General features: G+C 60.9%; 13 protein-coding genes. 3 read left to right on the top strand and 10 right to left on the bottom strand.

Annotation, left to right across the window (positions count from 1 at the left end; all coding sequences use genetic code 11):
* Positions 1-459: 459 nt before the first annotated feature.
* Together IAE77_RS12965 and IAE77_RS12960 are read right to left on the bottom strand one after the other, a co-directional pair.
* The gene (locus tag IAE77_RS12965) at positions 460-1,635 is read right to left on the bottom strand and encodes a hypothetical protein (protein ID WP_294227116.1); all 1,176 of its coding nucleotides are present in this window, start codon (positions 1,633-1,635) and stop codon (positions 460-462) included.
* Complete coding sequence (locus IAE77_RS12960; protein ID WP_294227114.1) at positions 1,632-2,171, bottom strand: TPM domain-containing protein; 540 nt, start codon at positions 2,169-2,171, stop codon at positions 1,632-1,634. The genes IAE77_RS12965 and IAE77_RS12960 overlap by 4 nt, the downstream gene beginning before the upstream one ends.
* 298 nt (positions 2,172-2,469) lie before the next feature.
* Here IAE77_RS12960 and IAE77_RS12955 point away from each other — a divergent pair, with 298 nt between their 5' ends.
* A complete protein-coding gene (locus IAE77_RS12955) occupies positions 2,470-4,074 on the top strand; it encodes a hypothetical protein (RefSeq protein ID WP_294227112.1) in 1,605 nt (534 codons plus the stop codon).
* A 107-nt stretch (positions 4,075-4,181) separates the two neighbouring features.
* Here the strand turns inward: IAE77_RS12955 and IAE77_RS12950 are convergent, their stop codons facing one another.
* Genes IAE77_RS12950 through IAE77_RS12940 form a run of 3 tightly spaced genes read right to left on the bottom strand, consistent with a single transcriptional unit; the run spans position 4,182 to position 6,799 of the window.
* A complete protein-coding gene (locus tag IAE77_RS12950; RefSeq protein WP_294227110.1) occupies positions 4,182-4,658 on the bottom strand; it encodes a Fur family transcriptional regulator in 477 nt (158 codons plus the stop codon).
* Between the two features lie 21 nt (positions 4,659-4,679).
* Positions 4,680-5,642, bottom strand: a complete 963-nt coding sequence (locus tag IAE77_RS12945; protein WP_294227108.1) for a dienelactone hydrolase family protein — start codon at positions 5,640-5,642, stop codon at positions 4,680-4,682.
* A gap of 53 nt (positions 5,643-5,695) precedes the next feature.
* Positions 5,696-6,799 carry a leucine-rich repeat domain-containing protein gene (locus IAE77_RS12940; RefSeq protein WP_294227106.1) on the bottom strand — a complete coding sequence of 368 codons (1,104 nt, stop codon included), beginning with the start codon at positions 6,797-6,799 and terminating at the stop codon, positions 5,696-5,698.
* Positions 6,800-6,868: 69 nt separating this feature from the next.
* On the opposite strand from IAE77_RS12940, the gene IAE77_RS12935 reads away from it, so the two are divergent.
* Positions 6,869-7,150, top strand: coding sequence for a putative quinol monooxygenase (locus IAE77_RS12935; RefSeq protein WP_294227104.1), 282 nt, complete (start codon positions 6,869-6,871; stop codon positions 7,148-7,150).
* A 65-nt stretch (positions 7,151-7,215) separates the two neighbouring features.
* Positions 7,216-7,677 carry a c-type cytochrome domain-containing protein gene (locus IAE77_RS12930; RefSeq protein WP_294227102.1) on the top strand — a complete coding sequence of 154 codons (462 nt, stop codon included), beginning with the start codon at positions 7,216-7,218 and terminating at the stop codon, positions 7,675-7,677.
* A 1-nt stretch (position 7,678) separates the two neighbouring features.
* Here IAE77_RS12930 and IAE77_RS12925 read toward each other — a convergent pair whose 3' ends face one another.
* The 5 genes from IAE77_RS12925 to IAE77_RS12905 all read right to left on the bottom strand — a co-directional run bounded on the left by IAE77_RS12925 (position 7,679) and on the right by IAE77_RS12905 (position 14,483).
* Complete coding sequence (locus IAE77_RS12925; protein ID WP_294227100.1) at positions 7,679-8,884, bottom strand: TolC family protein; 1,206 nt, start codon at positions 8,882-8,884, stop codon at positions 7,679-7,681.
* A gap of 173 nt (positions 8,885-9,057) precedes the next feature.
* Positions 9,058-10,041 carry an efflux RND transporter periplasmic adaptor subunit gene (locus IAE77_RS12920; RefSeq protein ID WP_294227098.1) on the bottom strand — a complete coding sequence of 328 codons (984 nt, stop codon included), beginning with the start codon at positions 10,039-10,041 and terminating at the stop codon, positions 9,058-9,060.
* A 13-nt stretch (positions 10,042-10,054) separates the two neighbouring features.
* On the bottom strand, positions 10,055-13,183 hold the full coding sequence (locus IAE77_RS12915) for an efflux RND transporter permease subunit (RefSeq protein WP_294227096.1): 3,129 nt from the start codon (positions 13,181-13,183) through the stop codon (positions 10,055-10,057).
* Positions 13,184-13,311: 128 nt separating this feature from the next.
* The gene (locus IAE77_RS12910) at positions 13,312-14,085 is read right to left on the bottom strand and encodes a sulfite exporter TauE/SafE family protein (RefSeq protein ID WP_294227094.1); all 774 of its coding nucleotides are present in this window, start codon (positions 14,083-14,085) and stop codon (positions 13,312-13,314) included.
* A gap of 83 nt (positions 14,086-14,168) precedes the next feature.
* Positions 14,169-14,483 (bottom strand): PadR family transcriptional regulator, encoded by a 315-nt coding sequence (locus IAE77_RS12905; protein ID WP_294227092.1) that lies wholly within the window; start codon positions 14,481-14,483, stop codon positions 14,169-14,171.
* Positions 14,484-14,539: the final 56 nt, after the last annotated feature.

Below are 14,539 nucleotides of genomic sequence, written 5' to 3'. Positions count from 1 at the left end.
GCCCGGCCGGCGCGGCCCATGGCATCGGACTGGGGGCTCCGCCAAGGGATGCGGTGAGAGGGGGCTGGCCTGGAGGGCGTTTGGGCGGCAGCCCAAGTCCGGTGGAAGGCTGCCCAAGGCCTGCTGCAATGGGATTGATCGCTGGCGGGGGGCTCCAGCTCTGCGGGGGCGGAGTAGGTGCGGGCTGGACTGCGGCGTGGGGCTGACCCCACTGAGGTGCGGAGGGGGAAACCGGCGAGGTGACTGTCTGTCCGCAACTGGGACATGGGCCTGAGACGCCCGCCATTTGGGCGGGAACGGTCAGCGTGGTGCGACAAAAGCCGCATTGGAACTGGAGAGTCTCGGGGTTCATCCCATCAGTATGGATTTATGGTCAATTCAGGAATTATCGTGCAGAGATTGGTTTTGACAAATCGAAGTTCGAGACACGCACAGCGGGCTTGCAGGCGAGTTGGGGCTTCAGCCATAGCGGATCGTTCCTCCACCTCCGCCCGTGAACGCCCCTCCCAGTCTGGGTATGGTTTCGGGCTCAGGCAGGATCCAGACGTGGCTGGCCTGCTGTGATCTCATGTGACGGTGCAACCGTCGGCCGCCGAGCGTCAATGCGGCACCTCCAAACAGGCTGACGATGGCCCACCAGAGGCTGGCGTGAGGGGTTCCGCTGACTTCGTTCCCGTTCGATGCCTTCGGCTGCACCTCAGCCAGCCGCTTTTCTTGGTTGGCGACTTGGTCGAGATCGGGGGCCAGTGCCTTTTGAAGCCAGAACAGTCGTGTGGAGAGATGAACGGCGTAGCGATGCAACTGGTCGTGGGAGTCGCTCACCTCCATGGCCTCTGTCACGCAGGCTTGAATGGTTTCACTCAGAAAGGCTGTCGATGTGAGAGCGTGGACCGGCTGGCTGACAAAAAGGCGCGCACGCCAAGGTTCGCCCAAGGGATACACCAGGAGGCAGGCATCGTTTTGTCGGAGATTTCCAGACGCCAAGTTTTCCAGGTTGGCATGCTCCGGGAGTTTTTCGTCTGTCGCGATGACCAGGATGTGGAGTTTGATGTGGGCGTCACGGGCGTGGAAATCAAGAAAGCGGCGCATGTTCTCGCCCTGCATTTCTGGTACCAGCGACTCCGGGTCGAGAAGATATTCCGCTGTCGGAGCCTGGACACAGGCATCCAGGAGTTCGCGTGGAACTTCCCGCAGCGACGACAAAGGGGTGGGAATCCGGGCAACTTCGGTATGGGCGGACGTGGTGGACATGCCCAAAATGGACTCAGGCAGAAACAAGCGCATGTCTTCCGGGCGAAGGCGTGATGACAACTCGCTGTCCGGGCCTTCAAATCTGTGATCGAGTCTCGGGCCGCTTGGGATCGGCGTGTTTAGGAGGGTGGTGATGTCGGTAATCGCAGTTTCGGTTCCTGGCTGCAGGCTGCCGGGGGCTGCCATGCTGGGAAGGTTCTCACGGAAAGCCCTGAGCTCTTCTTCACTCCATCGAGGCAGCGGCAGGGCCTCCTCTTCATCATCACGATCTCTTTGAGGCACATCGGCCAGTGAACAAACACCAAACGCCACCCAGCAAGTAGCGCCGATGCCGATTAAACGCTGTGCCCGGGCCGACCATTGGGGGAAGTACGGCAGTCTCATGGCACGTGACGAGCATTGAGGGATGGGGTGGGGGCGGTCCGATGGCCTCCCCGGAGCGGTTGCAGGCCCATGTTCGCTGTGATGCCGGGTGCGGCGCTCGATTCCGGCTGCCAGGGAGTTTTGCGAGCATGCTTCTTTAAGACACGGGAGCAACGCTGGCACACGGCTTCGATCGCAGGGCCAAAACTTCCTCTGCTGAATAGCTTGGCGGCTTTTTGGAGGATATTCGTCGTCAAAGGGTCGCCAAACAGGCCTTCAATGGCATAACCGCTGATCAGGCTGGCGGTGCGGGCAGAAGGATCCACCACCAGAACGATCCCGAAGTCGTTCCGTCGGTTCACCGAATGGGTGTTGAACGCCCCTTGATTCAACAACCAGAAACCAAGCTCGGACGTGGTCAGGCCAATGGGCAGGATGCCTAAATAAACGGCAAAAAAAGCTTGCGGAAAGGCACGCTCAAAGTCGTCCAGCGTGATCTCGACACGACGCGAGTCTTCCAGCCGCAGGCAGTGAGCTGCGTCGGTGATGCGCTCCAAGCGCACCCATTGGCTGCCCAAATATCCGTGGAGAACCTTCGCGGTGAAGCCGCACGCCGGGCAGTGAACCTGCTCGGTGTTGACTTCACAGCGACATTTCGGACACTTCATTTTTATAAAATATATGGAATATACAATCAATCAAGATTTAAAACCTCAAGACCGCCACAGAAAAAATGTTTACACATCATCGCGTTTGTGATGTAACTAGTGCGGATTCAACGAATAAAACCGAACGCTGACCTCCCGCGGCCTTCCACAGCACCCTTCCGCGCCGAAAATTTTCTAATCCACGCCCATGAAGCTCGTCACAACCACCACCCTCCTAGTCAGCGTTTTCGCGGCTACGTCCCTTCAAGCCAAGTGGTCGCGCATTCCTATCATGAAGGAGAAGCCGGTCGATATCGCCACGACCGCCCCCGGCAGCAGCGCTTCGTTGGACAGCTCCTCCGGCTTCGGGAAAGTGGATTCTCTTCTATCTGAAGACATCACGGCGGCTGCGACCGTGTCGGCTGGCAAGAGCTTTGCTGTCATCAACCTTGGCAAGCCGGTGCTCATTTCGCAGTCGTCATTTGTCAATGATGGCATCGAAGGACGGGCCACTCTTTCTGCCAGTGCTGACAAACAGGGCTGGGCGGTGCTTGAGGAAAAGGTCTTCTCCGCGGCTGATCGCACGGTCGAGTTCAAATTCGCGGGTATTCAGGCCAAATTTGTGAAACTGGAGTTCGCTCTCTCCAAGGGGGGGCTCATCCGCAACCTGCGATTCTTCGGTGGTCAAAGTGACCGTGGTTACGCCGTCAAGCAGGACGCCGAAGGCAAGCAAGGCAAGCCGATGGACTTCCTCGGTGGATTGGGCGGTTCCCGCATTGTTTATCTCGCTCCCAAGCCGGCTGGTGGCGTGGATACAGCAGTGACTTACAACAAGCTCGCCTTCCCAGAATCCGACGAGAAATACCGCACGGTGATCTACGATTTGGGCCAGTTGCGCATCCTCAACCAGTTCGCATCGGTGCATTCCCCGCGTCCGGTTCGTTTCGAGGTTTTTGCGTTCGATAACCTGCCGGAAAAAGAAGACTGGCGCGGCCACTTGGCTTTCAACCCGGAAGAGTTCAACAACGCCAAGCCTGTGGCCGTCGCTGAAGACCGCTCTGGAGCAGGGGAGATCACTGCCAAGCCTTCCAAGCCCGTCAAGACACGCTACTTGGCCCTTCGCTGGGAGCCTGAGTTCAATCCGCCGGATTTCCAGTGCACAGCTTCGGGAAGTGGCAACGCAGTCAGCATCCAGACCACCAACACCATCGTGGTGACCAACGCGGACGGAACCAAGAGCAAAATCACAGTCACCGTCGGAGATGCTCCGGGAGCTGGAGCTGGCTCCAGCGAAGTAAGAGGTGAAACACCCGCGCAGGTGGCTGCACAGGGGAACGCTGCCATGTCTGACACGAGCACCGTGGTCATCCAGACCTATGCTGCTGGAGTGGACCCGCTCAACCCGGGCACGGCCACACCGATCAAGGAAGTGACACAGACGGGGACTTCAACCGTGACCATCATTGTCGATTCATCCACTGGAACAGTTACGACGACCAGCGAGTCAACCAGCACGGACGGCAACGGTAACACTCAGACGACCACAGTTCAGGAGGTGAAAACGGCCGATGGCAACACCACGACCACTGTGACCCAGTCAACGACGACGCCTGATGGCACCACGACCCAGACCAATGTGAACACGGGCAGCGGCGGCAACAATAGCGCAAACCAAGGGTCGGCCACGACGGGGACGACAGATGGCTCCGGTAACCTCGGTGGTGGTAATGGCTCTCCTGCGCCCAACGGCGGCGGTGCCACTTCTGTAAGCACCACGACTGCGGACCCTAACGCTTCCGGTTCCAGTCAGTGATCGCTTACCTGAGTTGAGCCGAGATCGACAATTCATCCCCGCTTCGGCCGTACTGAAGCGGGGATTTTATTTGGGCTGCGTCGCGGCGTGTCCCGTCGGCTGTCGTATCAAGCGCACTTGGGGCAGAGGCCGTAGAACTCGAGTTCGTGGTACAACTTGCGGAACCCTGTCGTCGTTTCGATCTGCTTTTCCAAGGCCTCGACAGGGCAGGAGATGTCCAGGCTCTGAATACGGCCGCATTGGGTGCAAATCAGATAGTCGTCGTGATGCCCGGCGTGGATCAATGTGTAGTAGGTGCTGCGGTCGTGCAGGCCCAGGCGACGAATGAAGCCAAGTTCCTCCAGCTTGATCAACACGCGATAGACCGTCGCTTTGTCCGCCCCGCTGGTGAGATCGGGGGATTCAGCGATGTCTGCCAGGGAAAGCGGCTGGTGGGCTTCCACCAGGATGGAAAGGATGTTTTCCAGCGCCTTGGTGCGGCGCAGTCCTGCTGACCGCGCACGATCCAGAAGCTCGGCGGCAAGTTTCCCCGCTGCGGCCGTGTCATGGTGTCGGCAGGTGGAAGAATGGTGATGATGCAGCATCGGGGTCGTCTCCGGCAGGGGTCAGTTGGATGCTGTGGCAGATTCAGGTGCTGCTTTCACCTGCTTGAACAGCCATTCATGCAGGTCGGTGCGCGGGTAAACCAGGCCGGTGATGCCGTGTCCGGCGCCTTCGAGCTCCGTGTAGTTCATGCGTTCGCCTCCCGCCTTCTTCACGGCTTCCACGATGGCACGTGAGCGCTCCACGGGCACCATGTCGTCCTTGTCGCCGTGAAACACCCAGAAGGGAATGTTCTTCAGAACTTCCGCGTTCTTGATGTCCCCGCCACCGCAGAGCGGCACGCAGGCGGCGAACACCTGTGGAAACTTGGCGGCGATTCCGAATGTGCCGAAGCCTCCCATGGACGAGCCGGTGAGGTAGATGCGGTTTTCATCCACCGGCAGGTGGTCGGTGATGTCGGCGATCAGCGCCAGCAGCTTCTCCGCCACCTCGTTTTTCCAGCCGATGTCTGCAGACGGGCATTGGGGCGCCAGCAGAAAGCACGGCCTTTTCGCCTGGTTGTCCTCTGTGGTCAGGATCTTCGGCGCACCACCGAGCTGGGATTCGTTGTCATCACCACTTTGTCCCGAACCATGGAGCCAGATGACGATGGGATAGCGCTTCGTCCCATCAAGGCCCGGATTTCCCCAAAACTGGTAGTTGAGCCCCTGTTTGGAGACCCCTTTGGCGAACTGCCCCGTCACCTTCGCGGCGTAGGCTCCGTCCTTCAGGCCGCCATCGCGCCGCTTCTCACGCAAAAGGCCGCGGACATAGTCCTGATCGGCTTGGGAGAGCCGTTCCAGCGGCAGGCGGAACTGGTTGAAATCCGTCCGACGGCGGATCTTCACCTCCTTGTCTGAGAACTCGATCAAGTCGCCCATGAACTTCGCCTTGCCATCGCTTGAGGTCCATTCACGCGGCGGCGTGGCCGCATGGATGTTCGAGATCAATAGACTCGCGGCAAGGAAGGAACGAAATGCTTTCATCCTTTCATGCTAAACCTGCCCCGGCGTCGGCGGCAAGGCTTTTGCATCCGTCTTCAGGGCGTCACCCGGGCACCTGCCTTCTTCATTTCCTCGACCAGCTTCTTTGATTGGTCGTCGATTGGATTCCCGTCGATGAAGATCTGGCAGTAGGGGGCCCAGTCACGCGGGCCCTCGTTGTCCTTCTTCCACATGCGGTGCAGCGCCGTGAGATCCGAGATCTTGTTGTTCTCCAGGAAAAGGAACTGCAGTTCCGTCAGCGGCTCCAGCGGCGCGATGTCCGTCACGCTGTTGCCCTTCAGAGACAGCATGGAAAGCCACTTCATGCTGCCAATGCCCGCGATGCTGGTCACTTGATTGCCTTCGAGGTAGAGCGTCCACACCTTGGGCAGCTTGAAGAGCGGACTGGCATCCTTGATCTGGTTGTTGGCGAGGTAAAGCGAGGTGAGCGCAGGGATTCCACCCAGCGGACTGACATCCGCCACTTTGTTGCCGGTCAGTGCCACGTATTGCAGCGCCTTGCATGCGCCCAGCGGGGAGATGTCACTGATCTGGTTGTTCGAGACATCCAGGAACTGGAGGCGTTCGAGCCCCTTGATGGGCGCCAGGTTCGTGATCTGGTTTTCTGGCAGCGTCAAAGAAGCCAGCGCGACACATTTCTCGAGGCCTGTGAGGTCCTTGATCCCTGCCTTCTTGCCTTCGATGATCGCAACCGTCGCCACATCTTCAGCCGTTAGAACTTCCTGGCTGTCCCGCTTGGCAAAGACCTGCTTCCGCACGGCGGCTTCCAGCGCCTTGTCGCGGAAAACGGCCACCGGCTTGGGCGGTGGTGGTTTTGCGGCTGCCGCAGCCGCTGGAGTCGCAGGTTTCGGCTCCGCTGGTTTTGGGGCTGGAGCCGCAGGCTTGGCAGCGGCGGTTGCTGGTTTGGTTTCGGCCTTTGGAGCTGTCGCCGGTGCCGGTTTGACCGCAGGAGCTGGCGCAGGCTTGGTTTCGGGTTTGACCGCTACGGCGGGCGCGGGCGTTCCGGGCTTGGCTTCGGGTTTCGCCGCGGCTGGAGGCGTGGCCGCTGGTTTGCTGGGCGCGGGCGACGCGGGCTTGCTCTCCTGGGCATGGAGACAAAGGGCAAGCAACGCGGGAAGGACGGCGATACGGGATTTCATGGCGGCGTTGGCAATGATACGCAGATGGCTGGTTGCATGTTAATCAAAAATCGCCTCTGTCGGACGACCATGGTCAATGTCATTGTCATTCTCGAAATCGATCCGGAGAAGATCGATGAATTCCTCGCTGTGATCCTCGAAAACGCCGCCGCGTCGCGCCTTGAGCCCGGATGCCTGCGTTTTGAGGTCAGCCGTGACAACACGCAGGCGAATCTCTTCGCCCTGAGCGAGAGCTACGTCGATCAGGCGGCCTTTGACCTGCACTACACCACCCCCCACGTCGCCAAATGGCGGGAAAAAGGCCCTGCTTTCGTGCTCAAACGCTGGGCGGTGAAGGGGCCGGTGCTCTGACGCGGCGCAAAACGTCGGCCAGATTCGCGTCACAGGCTTTCGCGGCCGGGGTAATCCTCACTTTGATGAAATTGCGTTCCGTTTTGTTCTGCCTCGGCCTTGGTTCGGTGTTGATGACCGCTTGTGTGCGGGGACCGGACCCTGAGCACCCTTTTGAAGCGCTGGCGGGACATGATTACTTCGTTCGCGCAGTGAAGCCCCTGCTGGAGACACGCTGTCTCGCATGCCATCGCGGAGACACGCCGCCTGCGGGCCTGTCTCTGGTGCAACGCAGCAGCCTGTATGCGCCAAGGAAACGCGACAGGGCATTCGTGGTTCCGGGTGATCCTCATGCCAGCCGTCTGCTGACCTCGGTGGTGGAAAGAGGCCGGCATCCTCGCGTGCCGGGGCGTGAACCGCTTTTGACCGGTCCGCAGATCGACATCCTTTACGAGTGGATTGAGGACGGAGCTTTCTGGCCGGACAATCCTGCGGGTTTTCTTCAGCCCCGGACTTCCATCCGGAAAAAAGGGCTGCTGGAGCGCTGAATCATTTTCCCACCGCCCGTTTCAGCTCGTGCTGGGCCTTGTTGAAGCTGGTCACGGCCTGCACGCGGCTTTGACGGGCACGGGTGAGCTCTTCGCGGGCGAGGAGGTATTCGAGCACCACGCCGAGCTGGCTGGCCTGACGTTCTTTGGCGAGCTTCACCATCTCCTGAGCGGCATTCACGGCCTCGTCATTGATGCTGATTTGATCGTGTGCGCTTTGCGCCCGGGCGGCAGCTTCCACCACCTCGCGGCCGATGGCGGCCTTGATCTGGCCAGCTTGAAGCTTCGTCGCTTCTTCCTGAGCTCCGGCGATGATCTGGCGTTGTTTGTCGAAGAGGCCGCCGGGACCGATTTTCCAACCGAGGCCGATGTACATGTTCTGTGTGTCATCGAAGTTGCCGAAATCAGCGTTATAGCCGCCGCCGAGGCCGCCGAAGCCATAACCAGCCTGCACGTTCGGGATCATCGGAGCCACACGGGCACGGTCTTTTTCCAAAACGGCCGCCTGATTCACCGCGCCGGCCGCTTTCATCTCGGGACGATGCTGTGAGGCCTGCGAGATAAGCGTGGCGACACCGAGTTTGCGATCCAGAAGGCGCACGGGCACCAGATCGGCCTTCGCAGGGCGCAGTTCGCTATCCGCTGGCAGTCGCAGCGTCTCCGCGAGCGCTGCTGCGGCGAGGTCGCGCTTCTCTTGGTGCTGTCGGATGGCGAGCCTTTCGCGGCTGACCTGCGTCTTCACACGCAGCAGATCCGCACGGAAGGCTGTTCCGGCATCGACGGCACCGCCGATTTGTTTTTCGTAGTCCTGCGTGAGCCGCAAATCATCCTCGATGATCGCCAGAGATGCCTCCGTTGCCAAAAGATCGTAGTAGCGGCCCGTCGCCTGCATCACGACATCGCGCCGCGCTTTTTCGGCGAACTGCTCCGCGGCCAGCGCCCGCTGTTTCGCCGCAAGTGCCGCGTAATACATGTCCCCCGGCGACCAATCGATCATGAGATTCGGTCCCACGGTGTACTGCTGCTTGCTGACATCAAACACCGCCCCCGCGATGTCCTGCACATTCCCATCCGTGCGCCGATAACCTGCTCCGAGCGTCAACGAAGGCCAAAATCGCTGCCAGGCCAGTTTCGACTCCGCGAGCACTTCCGTGTGCTTTGTTTTCGCGAGCTGGATTTCATCATTATTCGCCCCCGCGAGCATCATGACGGTGGGAAGATCGACATGCACTGATGCGGCTACCGACGCAGATGCGAACAAAAGCAGTCCAAAGGATCGAATCAAAGATGGCATGGCAGTCAGAGGTTGGAGTCTAGGCTTTAGCCGAGGTTTGGGAGGATGGGAGAGTTCAAAGAGTCGGCTAAAGCCTAGACTCCAACTTACTTGGCGGTGACGGTTTGTTTATCGGTCAGCGCGGTCGTTCCGGGCACGAGCAGCACATCATCCGGCTTCAGCTCCGGCACCTCGACATTCACGCCGTCGTTGAAGACGGGTTTGACGGCGGTTTTCATGGCTTTGCCGTCCACGTGCTTGAAGACAAAGCTGTTGGCCTTTTCCTTCACCAGCGCGGCCACGGGAATGAGAGTGGCGTTGTCGTGCTGCTCCAAGGCGATGCGGGCAGTGGCGAACATGCCCGGGCGGAGCCTGCCATCGTCGTTTTTGACATCGGCCTCGATGAGCATGGTGCGCGTGGCCGGATCGAGCGTGCCGGTGATGCGGCTGAGCGTGGCTTTGATCGACGAGCCGTTGAGAGCGTCCACCTTGGCCTCCACTTGCAGGCCGTTTTTGAGGAACGAGGTCTCAACTTCGATCACGGGCACCTGCAGGCGCAGCCTGCCGGCATCGGTGATTTGCAGGAGCGACTCTCCACCCGCGGCGGCGAAGGCTCCGGGATCCACGCGACGGTCGGTGATGGTGCCAGCGAAAGGTGCTTTGATGTGAGCGAGGTCGATCAGGGCATTCGTGCGCTCCATACCGGCCTTGGCGATGGCCAGTTTGGCCTCGGCATCATCGACGGACTGCGGCAAAACGAGGTCGGGAGACTTCGCGCGGGCCTCGTGGAGGCGTTTTACCTCGATCTCGGCAGCCGCGACCTCGGCGCGGTGCCTGATGAGGTCGGCTTGCAGCTCGGGGACTTCGATCTCGATGAGTTTCTGGCCCGCGGTGACGACATCGCCCTTATCGACGGTGATTTTTTGAATGTAGCCAGCCACACGGGCCTTGAGCGCGACCTGCTGCCAAGGGGCAAAGCTGGCAGGAAGCGTCACCCAGCGGTGAATGGTGCCTTTCTGCGGTCGGGTGACCGGCAGTTCAAGCGCGAGCATGCTCGTGGTGAGGAGGCAGAGGACAAGAAGATGCTTCATGGGAAGAAGAGGATCAGCGGGTTTCAAAGAGGGCGCTCTGCTCGTCATCGGGATCGAGTGAGGCGGAGGTGGCTTTTTTGCTGGCGAGAAGGGCAAACACGGCCGGAAGGAAGAAGAGCGTGGCCACGGTGGCGAGCGCGAGCCCGCCCACCACGGCCCTGCCGAGCGGTGCGGTCTGGCCAGCACCGAGTGCGAGCGGCATCATGCCGGCGATCATGGCAAAGCTGGTCATCAGGATAGGGCGGAGACGGCTGACCGCTCCCTCGATCGCGGCGGCACGGCGGTCGCCTTGCTTCGCCAGACGGGCGCGGTCGGCGAAGGTCACGAGAAGGATCGCATTCGCCACGGCCACGCCGACGGCCATGATGGCGCCCATGGCGGACTGGATGTTGATCGTGGTGCTGGTGAAGAACAGCGCGAGCACCACGCCGGCGATGACCGCGGGCATGGTGGAAATGACGACGACGGCGAGGCGCAGCGATTGGAAATTGGCGCACAAGAGGAGGAAGATCACCAGGATCGCGATCACGAGGCCGCTGCTGAAACCCTCGTAAAGCTGGTTGAAGGGTACCACCTGGCCCCGGATGTCCACCTTCGTCTTGCCATCGGGGGCGGGCCCCAACTCGTCGATGACTTTGCGCACGGCCTTGATGGCGCTGCCAAAGTCGATGGCATGAATGTTCGCGGTGATGCTGGCGATGCGCACCATGTTGTAGCGCTCGTAAGTGCCCACGGCGGTGCCGGGTTCGAGCTTGGCGATGGTGCGCAGCAGCACGGTGCCGCCATGGGCGGATTTCACCGGGATGTTGCCGAGGTCTTCGATGCTCTTCGTGCGTTCTTCGGGGATCTGCACCTGCACATTGAAGCTGATGCCGGTGCCCGGATCGGCCCAAAACACCGGCTGCGTGAAACGGCTGGAGGTGGTCGCGGCCACGAGGCTGCGTGTGACGTCCTCCACATTCACGCCGAGCAATCCAGCACGCTCGCGGTCAATTTGGACGTTCACCGTGGGCGCATCGAGCGTCTGCGCGATCTGCGCATCACGCAGGAAAGGCAGCTCGTTCAGCTTCGCGAGGAGCTTCTCCGCGTGCTCTTTGCTCGCAGGGAGGCTGGGGCCGCTCACGGCGACCTCGATGGGCGTTGAGGCACCAAAGCTCATCACGCGGCTCACGATGTCCTGCGGCTCGAAAGACACACGCACATCAGGAAGCTCGCGCCGCATGATGTCGCGCAGTTTTTCCTGCAAGGCCTCCACGGTCACACCGGCGTCCTTTTGAAGCTGAAGCGCCAGCCAGCCCTCCTCGGGGCCGCCATTCCACAAATGCACCAGATTCACGGGGAAGCTGGCGTTGTGCACGCCCACCATGCCGATGGAAAACTCGACCGGAGCCTCGTCGCCGATGATCTTGAGGATCTTCTGCGCGATGCCTTCGGTGATGCCCACCTGCGTGCCGCTGGGGGCGCGGAAGCGGATGGCGAACTGGCCGCTGTCCGTCTGCGGGAAGATTTCCGATCCGAGGAACGGCCCAAAGGACACGACGATCAGCGCCGCACCGCCGAGATAGGCCGGAACGAGAATCCAGCGCATCGTGACAGCCGCCTTGACGAGGCCGCCATACATTCGGGCGATGAGGCCGGGCTTGTCCTCATGCAAACGGACCTTTTTCGGGAGCAACCAGACGGAAAGCACTGGGACGAGCGTGCTGGAGAGCACGAAGGACGCGAACATCGCAAAACCGACCGCGAGCGCGAGCGGCACAAAGAGCGCCCGGGCCGCGCCGATCATGAAAAAGGCAGGGATGAACACCGCGAGGATGCAAAGCATGGCCAGCAGGCGCGGCAGCGTGGTCTCCAGCGTGCCATCCAGCGCGGCGCGGGCCAGCGATTTGCCGCGGGCGAGGTGCGTGTGGATGTTTTCCACGGTCACGGTGGCCTCATCGACCAGGATGCCCACGGCGAGCGCCAGACCGCCGAGCGTCATCAGATGGATGTTCTGCCCGCTGATCCACAGGCCGAAGGTGGCGGCGAGCAGCGAGAGCGGGATGTTGATGACCACGATGAAGGCGGAACGCAGGTCGCGGAGGAAGACGAGCACCATCAAACCGGTGAGGAGGGCACCGAGGGCGCCTTCGTTCAGCAAGTCCTGGATGCTGCGGTTCACGACCGGGGTCTGGTCGAACTCGAAGCTTACTTTGATGCCTTCCGGCAGCAGCTTCTGAAACTCCGGCACCGCTGCGCGCACCGTCTTCACCACCTCGAGCGTGGAAGCCTCCGCACGTTTGGTCACCGGCAGGTAGACCGTGCGTTTGCCATTCGCCAGCGCGTAGGAGGTGGTGACGTCGGCGGCATCCGCCACGGTGGCCACGTCGCGGATGAAGACCGCGCCGTTGTCCGTCTTTTTCAGCGGCACAGCCTCGAGATCCTTCACGTTGGTCACGATCGCGTTGGTCGGCACGATGGGATACTTGCCATCGAGATTCATGTTCCCGGACGGGCTGATCGGATTACCCTTCGCGATGGCCTGCACGATGTCATCCGGCGAGAGGTTGTAGGCCTTCATGCGGTCGGGATTCACATTCACCACGATGCCGCGCGAGCTGCCGCCGAAGGGTGGCGGGGCTGAGACGCCGGGCAGCGTGGCGAAGGCTGGACGCACCTTGTTCAGCGCCTGGTCCTGCATCTGGTTCAGCGTGATGTTTGGATCATCCGTGGAGAACACGATATGGCCCACGGCCACACTCCCGGCATCAAACCGCATGATGAAGGGCGCCACGGTGCCCGGCGGCATAAAGGCACGGCTGCGGTTCACCTGCGCCACCGTCTCGGACATCGCCTGGCTCATGTCCGTGCCCGGGTGAAACTGCAGCTTCATGATCGACGCGCCCTGGATCGACTTGGACTCCACATGCTCGATGTTTGCGATGTAGAGGAAGTGATACTCGTAGCGGTAGGTCAGGTAGCCCTCCATCTGCAACGGGTCCATGCCGCCATAAGGCTGCGCCACATAGATCGTCGGGATGCCCAGGGGCGGAAAGATGTCGCGCGTCATGCGTTGCAGCCCCAGCCAGGCTCCCAGCGCAACGGCCACGACGGCGACGATGATGGTCCAGGGATAGCGGAGGGCGAAGCGTGCGAGATTCATTCGGGAGAGTGACGAAAGCGGGACGGGAAGTGCCGTTTTATCGGGGAGCGATTACGGGCCGCGTAAAACGCGTGGATTCAAGCTTCTTTCCATCAAATGCGAAAAAATCTAGCGGCGGCAACGAGGGTTCACAAAACACCGGTGATCATCCCGAAGGCCACCAGGATGAGCAGCGTTCCGACAATGACCTGGAGCGAGCGGATGGTGAGCTTTTTCAGCAACCGGGCGGCGAGGAACGAACCGGCGAACGCGGACAGACTGGCCACCACCACAAGCATGAGATCCACCGGCGGACCTGACTTGAAAAACGCGACGCCATAGACCGGCATCCGCGCCAGATCGACGATCACCGCCAGCACCACGCCGGTGGCGATGAATTGCTCCTTCGAGAGGCCCGTTTTGAGCAGGAACATGCTGCGAAACGCGCCCTGATTGCCCGACAAACCTCCGAAAAAGCCGGAGACGCATCCGCCGACCGGCAGCAGCCGCGCATCGAAGCGCCAGGCCGCCATCGCGGGTGAAAGCTCCATCGCCACAAAGCCCAGGATCAGCAGCCCGACAGTCAGTTTCACCGGCACCACGGCCAGCGTGCGTCCCATGAGCGAATACTCCGCCAACGGCGGCAGATGCGCCAGCCAACCCAGCGTCAGCGAGCCCGCAAACGCCGCGAGGACGGCCGGAATGCCAAAGCGCAGCACCACACCGCGATCCGCCCGCCAGCCCACGAGGGCGAGCTTGAACAGATTGTTCGCCAGATGCACCACCGCCGTCACGGACACGGCGATCTCCACGGGAAAGAACAATGCCACCACCGGCATCAGCAGCGTGCCCAGCCCGAATCCCGACAGCAACGTCAATCCGGACGCGACGAAAGCACAGAGGACGATAACGAGTGTTTCCATGTCTTCCATTACGGCCGCCGTAATAGAAGTTCAACCGCTGATTTCATGACCAACACGTCACAAAGCCCGGGTGCCAGCTCCGGCTACTCCGAGACCTCGACACCGAGCTCGCGGAGCTGCTTGCGCACCACCTTGAGCACCTCGCGGCCTTCTTTGGTGATCTTGTATCTGCGCGGAGCCTTCGGGCCGCGCGATTCATCCGCGGTGGAGGTGAGCCAGCCGTTTTTCTCCATGCGCTTGAGCAGCGGGTAGAGCGTGCCGGGGCTGACGTCGTAGCCGTGGTGGCGCAGCTCTTCGAGCATCCAGTTGCCAATCACCTCCCCCTCCGCGGCGTGGTGCAGGACATGCACCTTCCAGAAGGAGAGCAGGATTTCATGATTGACGAGCTTGAGGTCCACGGCGGCGGCCAATTACGTCCCCGTTTGAGACGCGAGGTCAAGCAACGTCTTGCTCG

The sequence above is a fragment of the Prosthecobacter sp. genome, from assembly GCF_014879935.1.
Classification (GTDB): Bacteria; Verrucomicrobiota; Verrucomicrobiia; order Verrucomicrobiales; family Verrucomicrobiaceae; genus Prosthecobacter.
The sequence above is the reverse complement of the archived record's forward strand: the minus strand, read 5'-3'. Positions and strand labels throughout refer to the sequence as shown.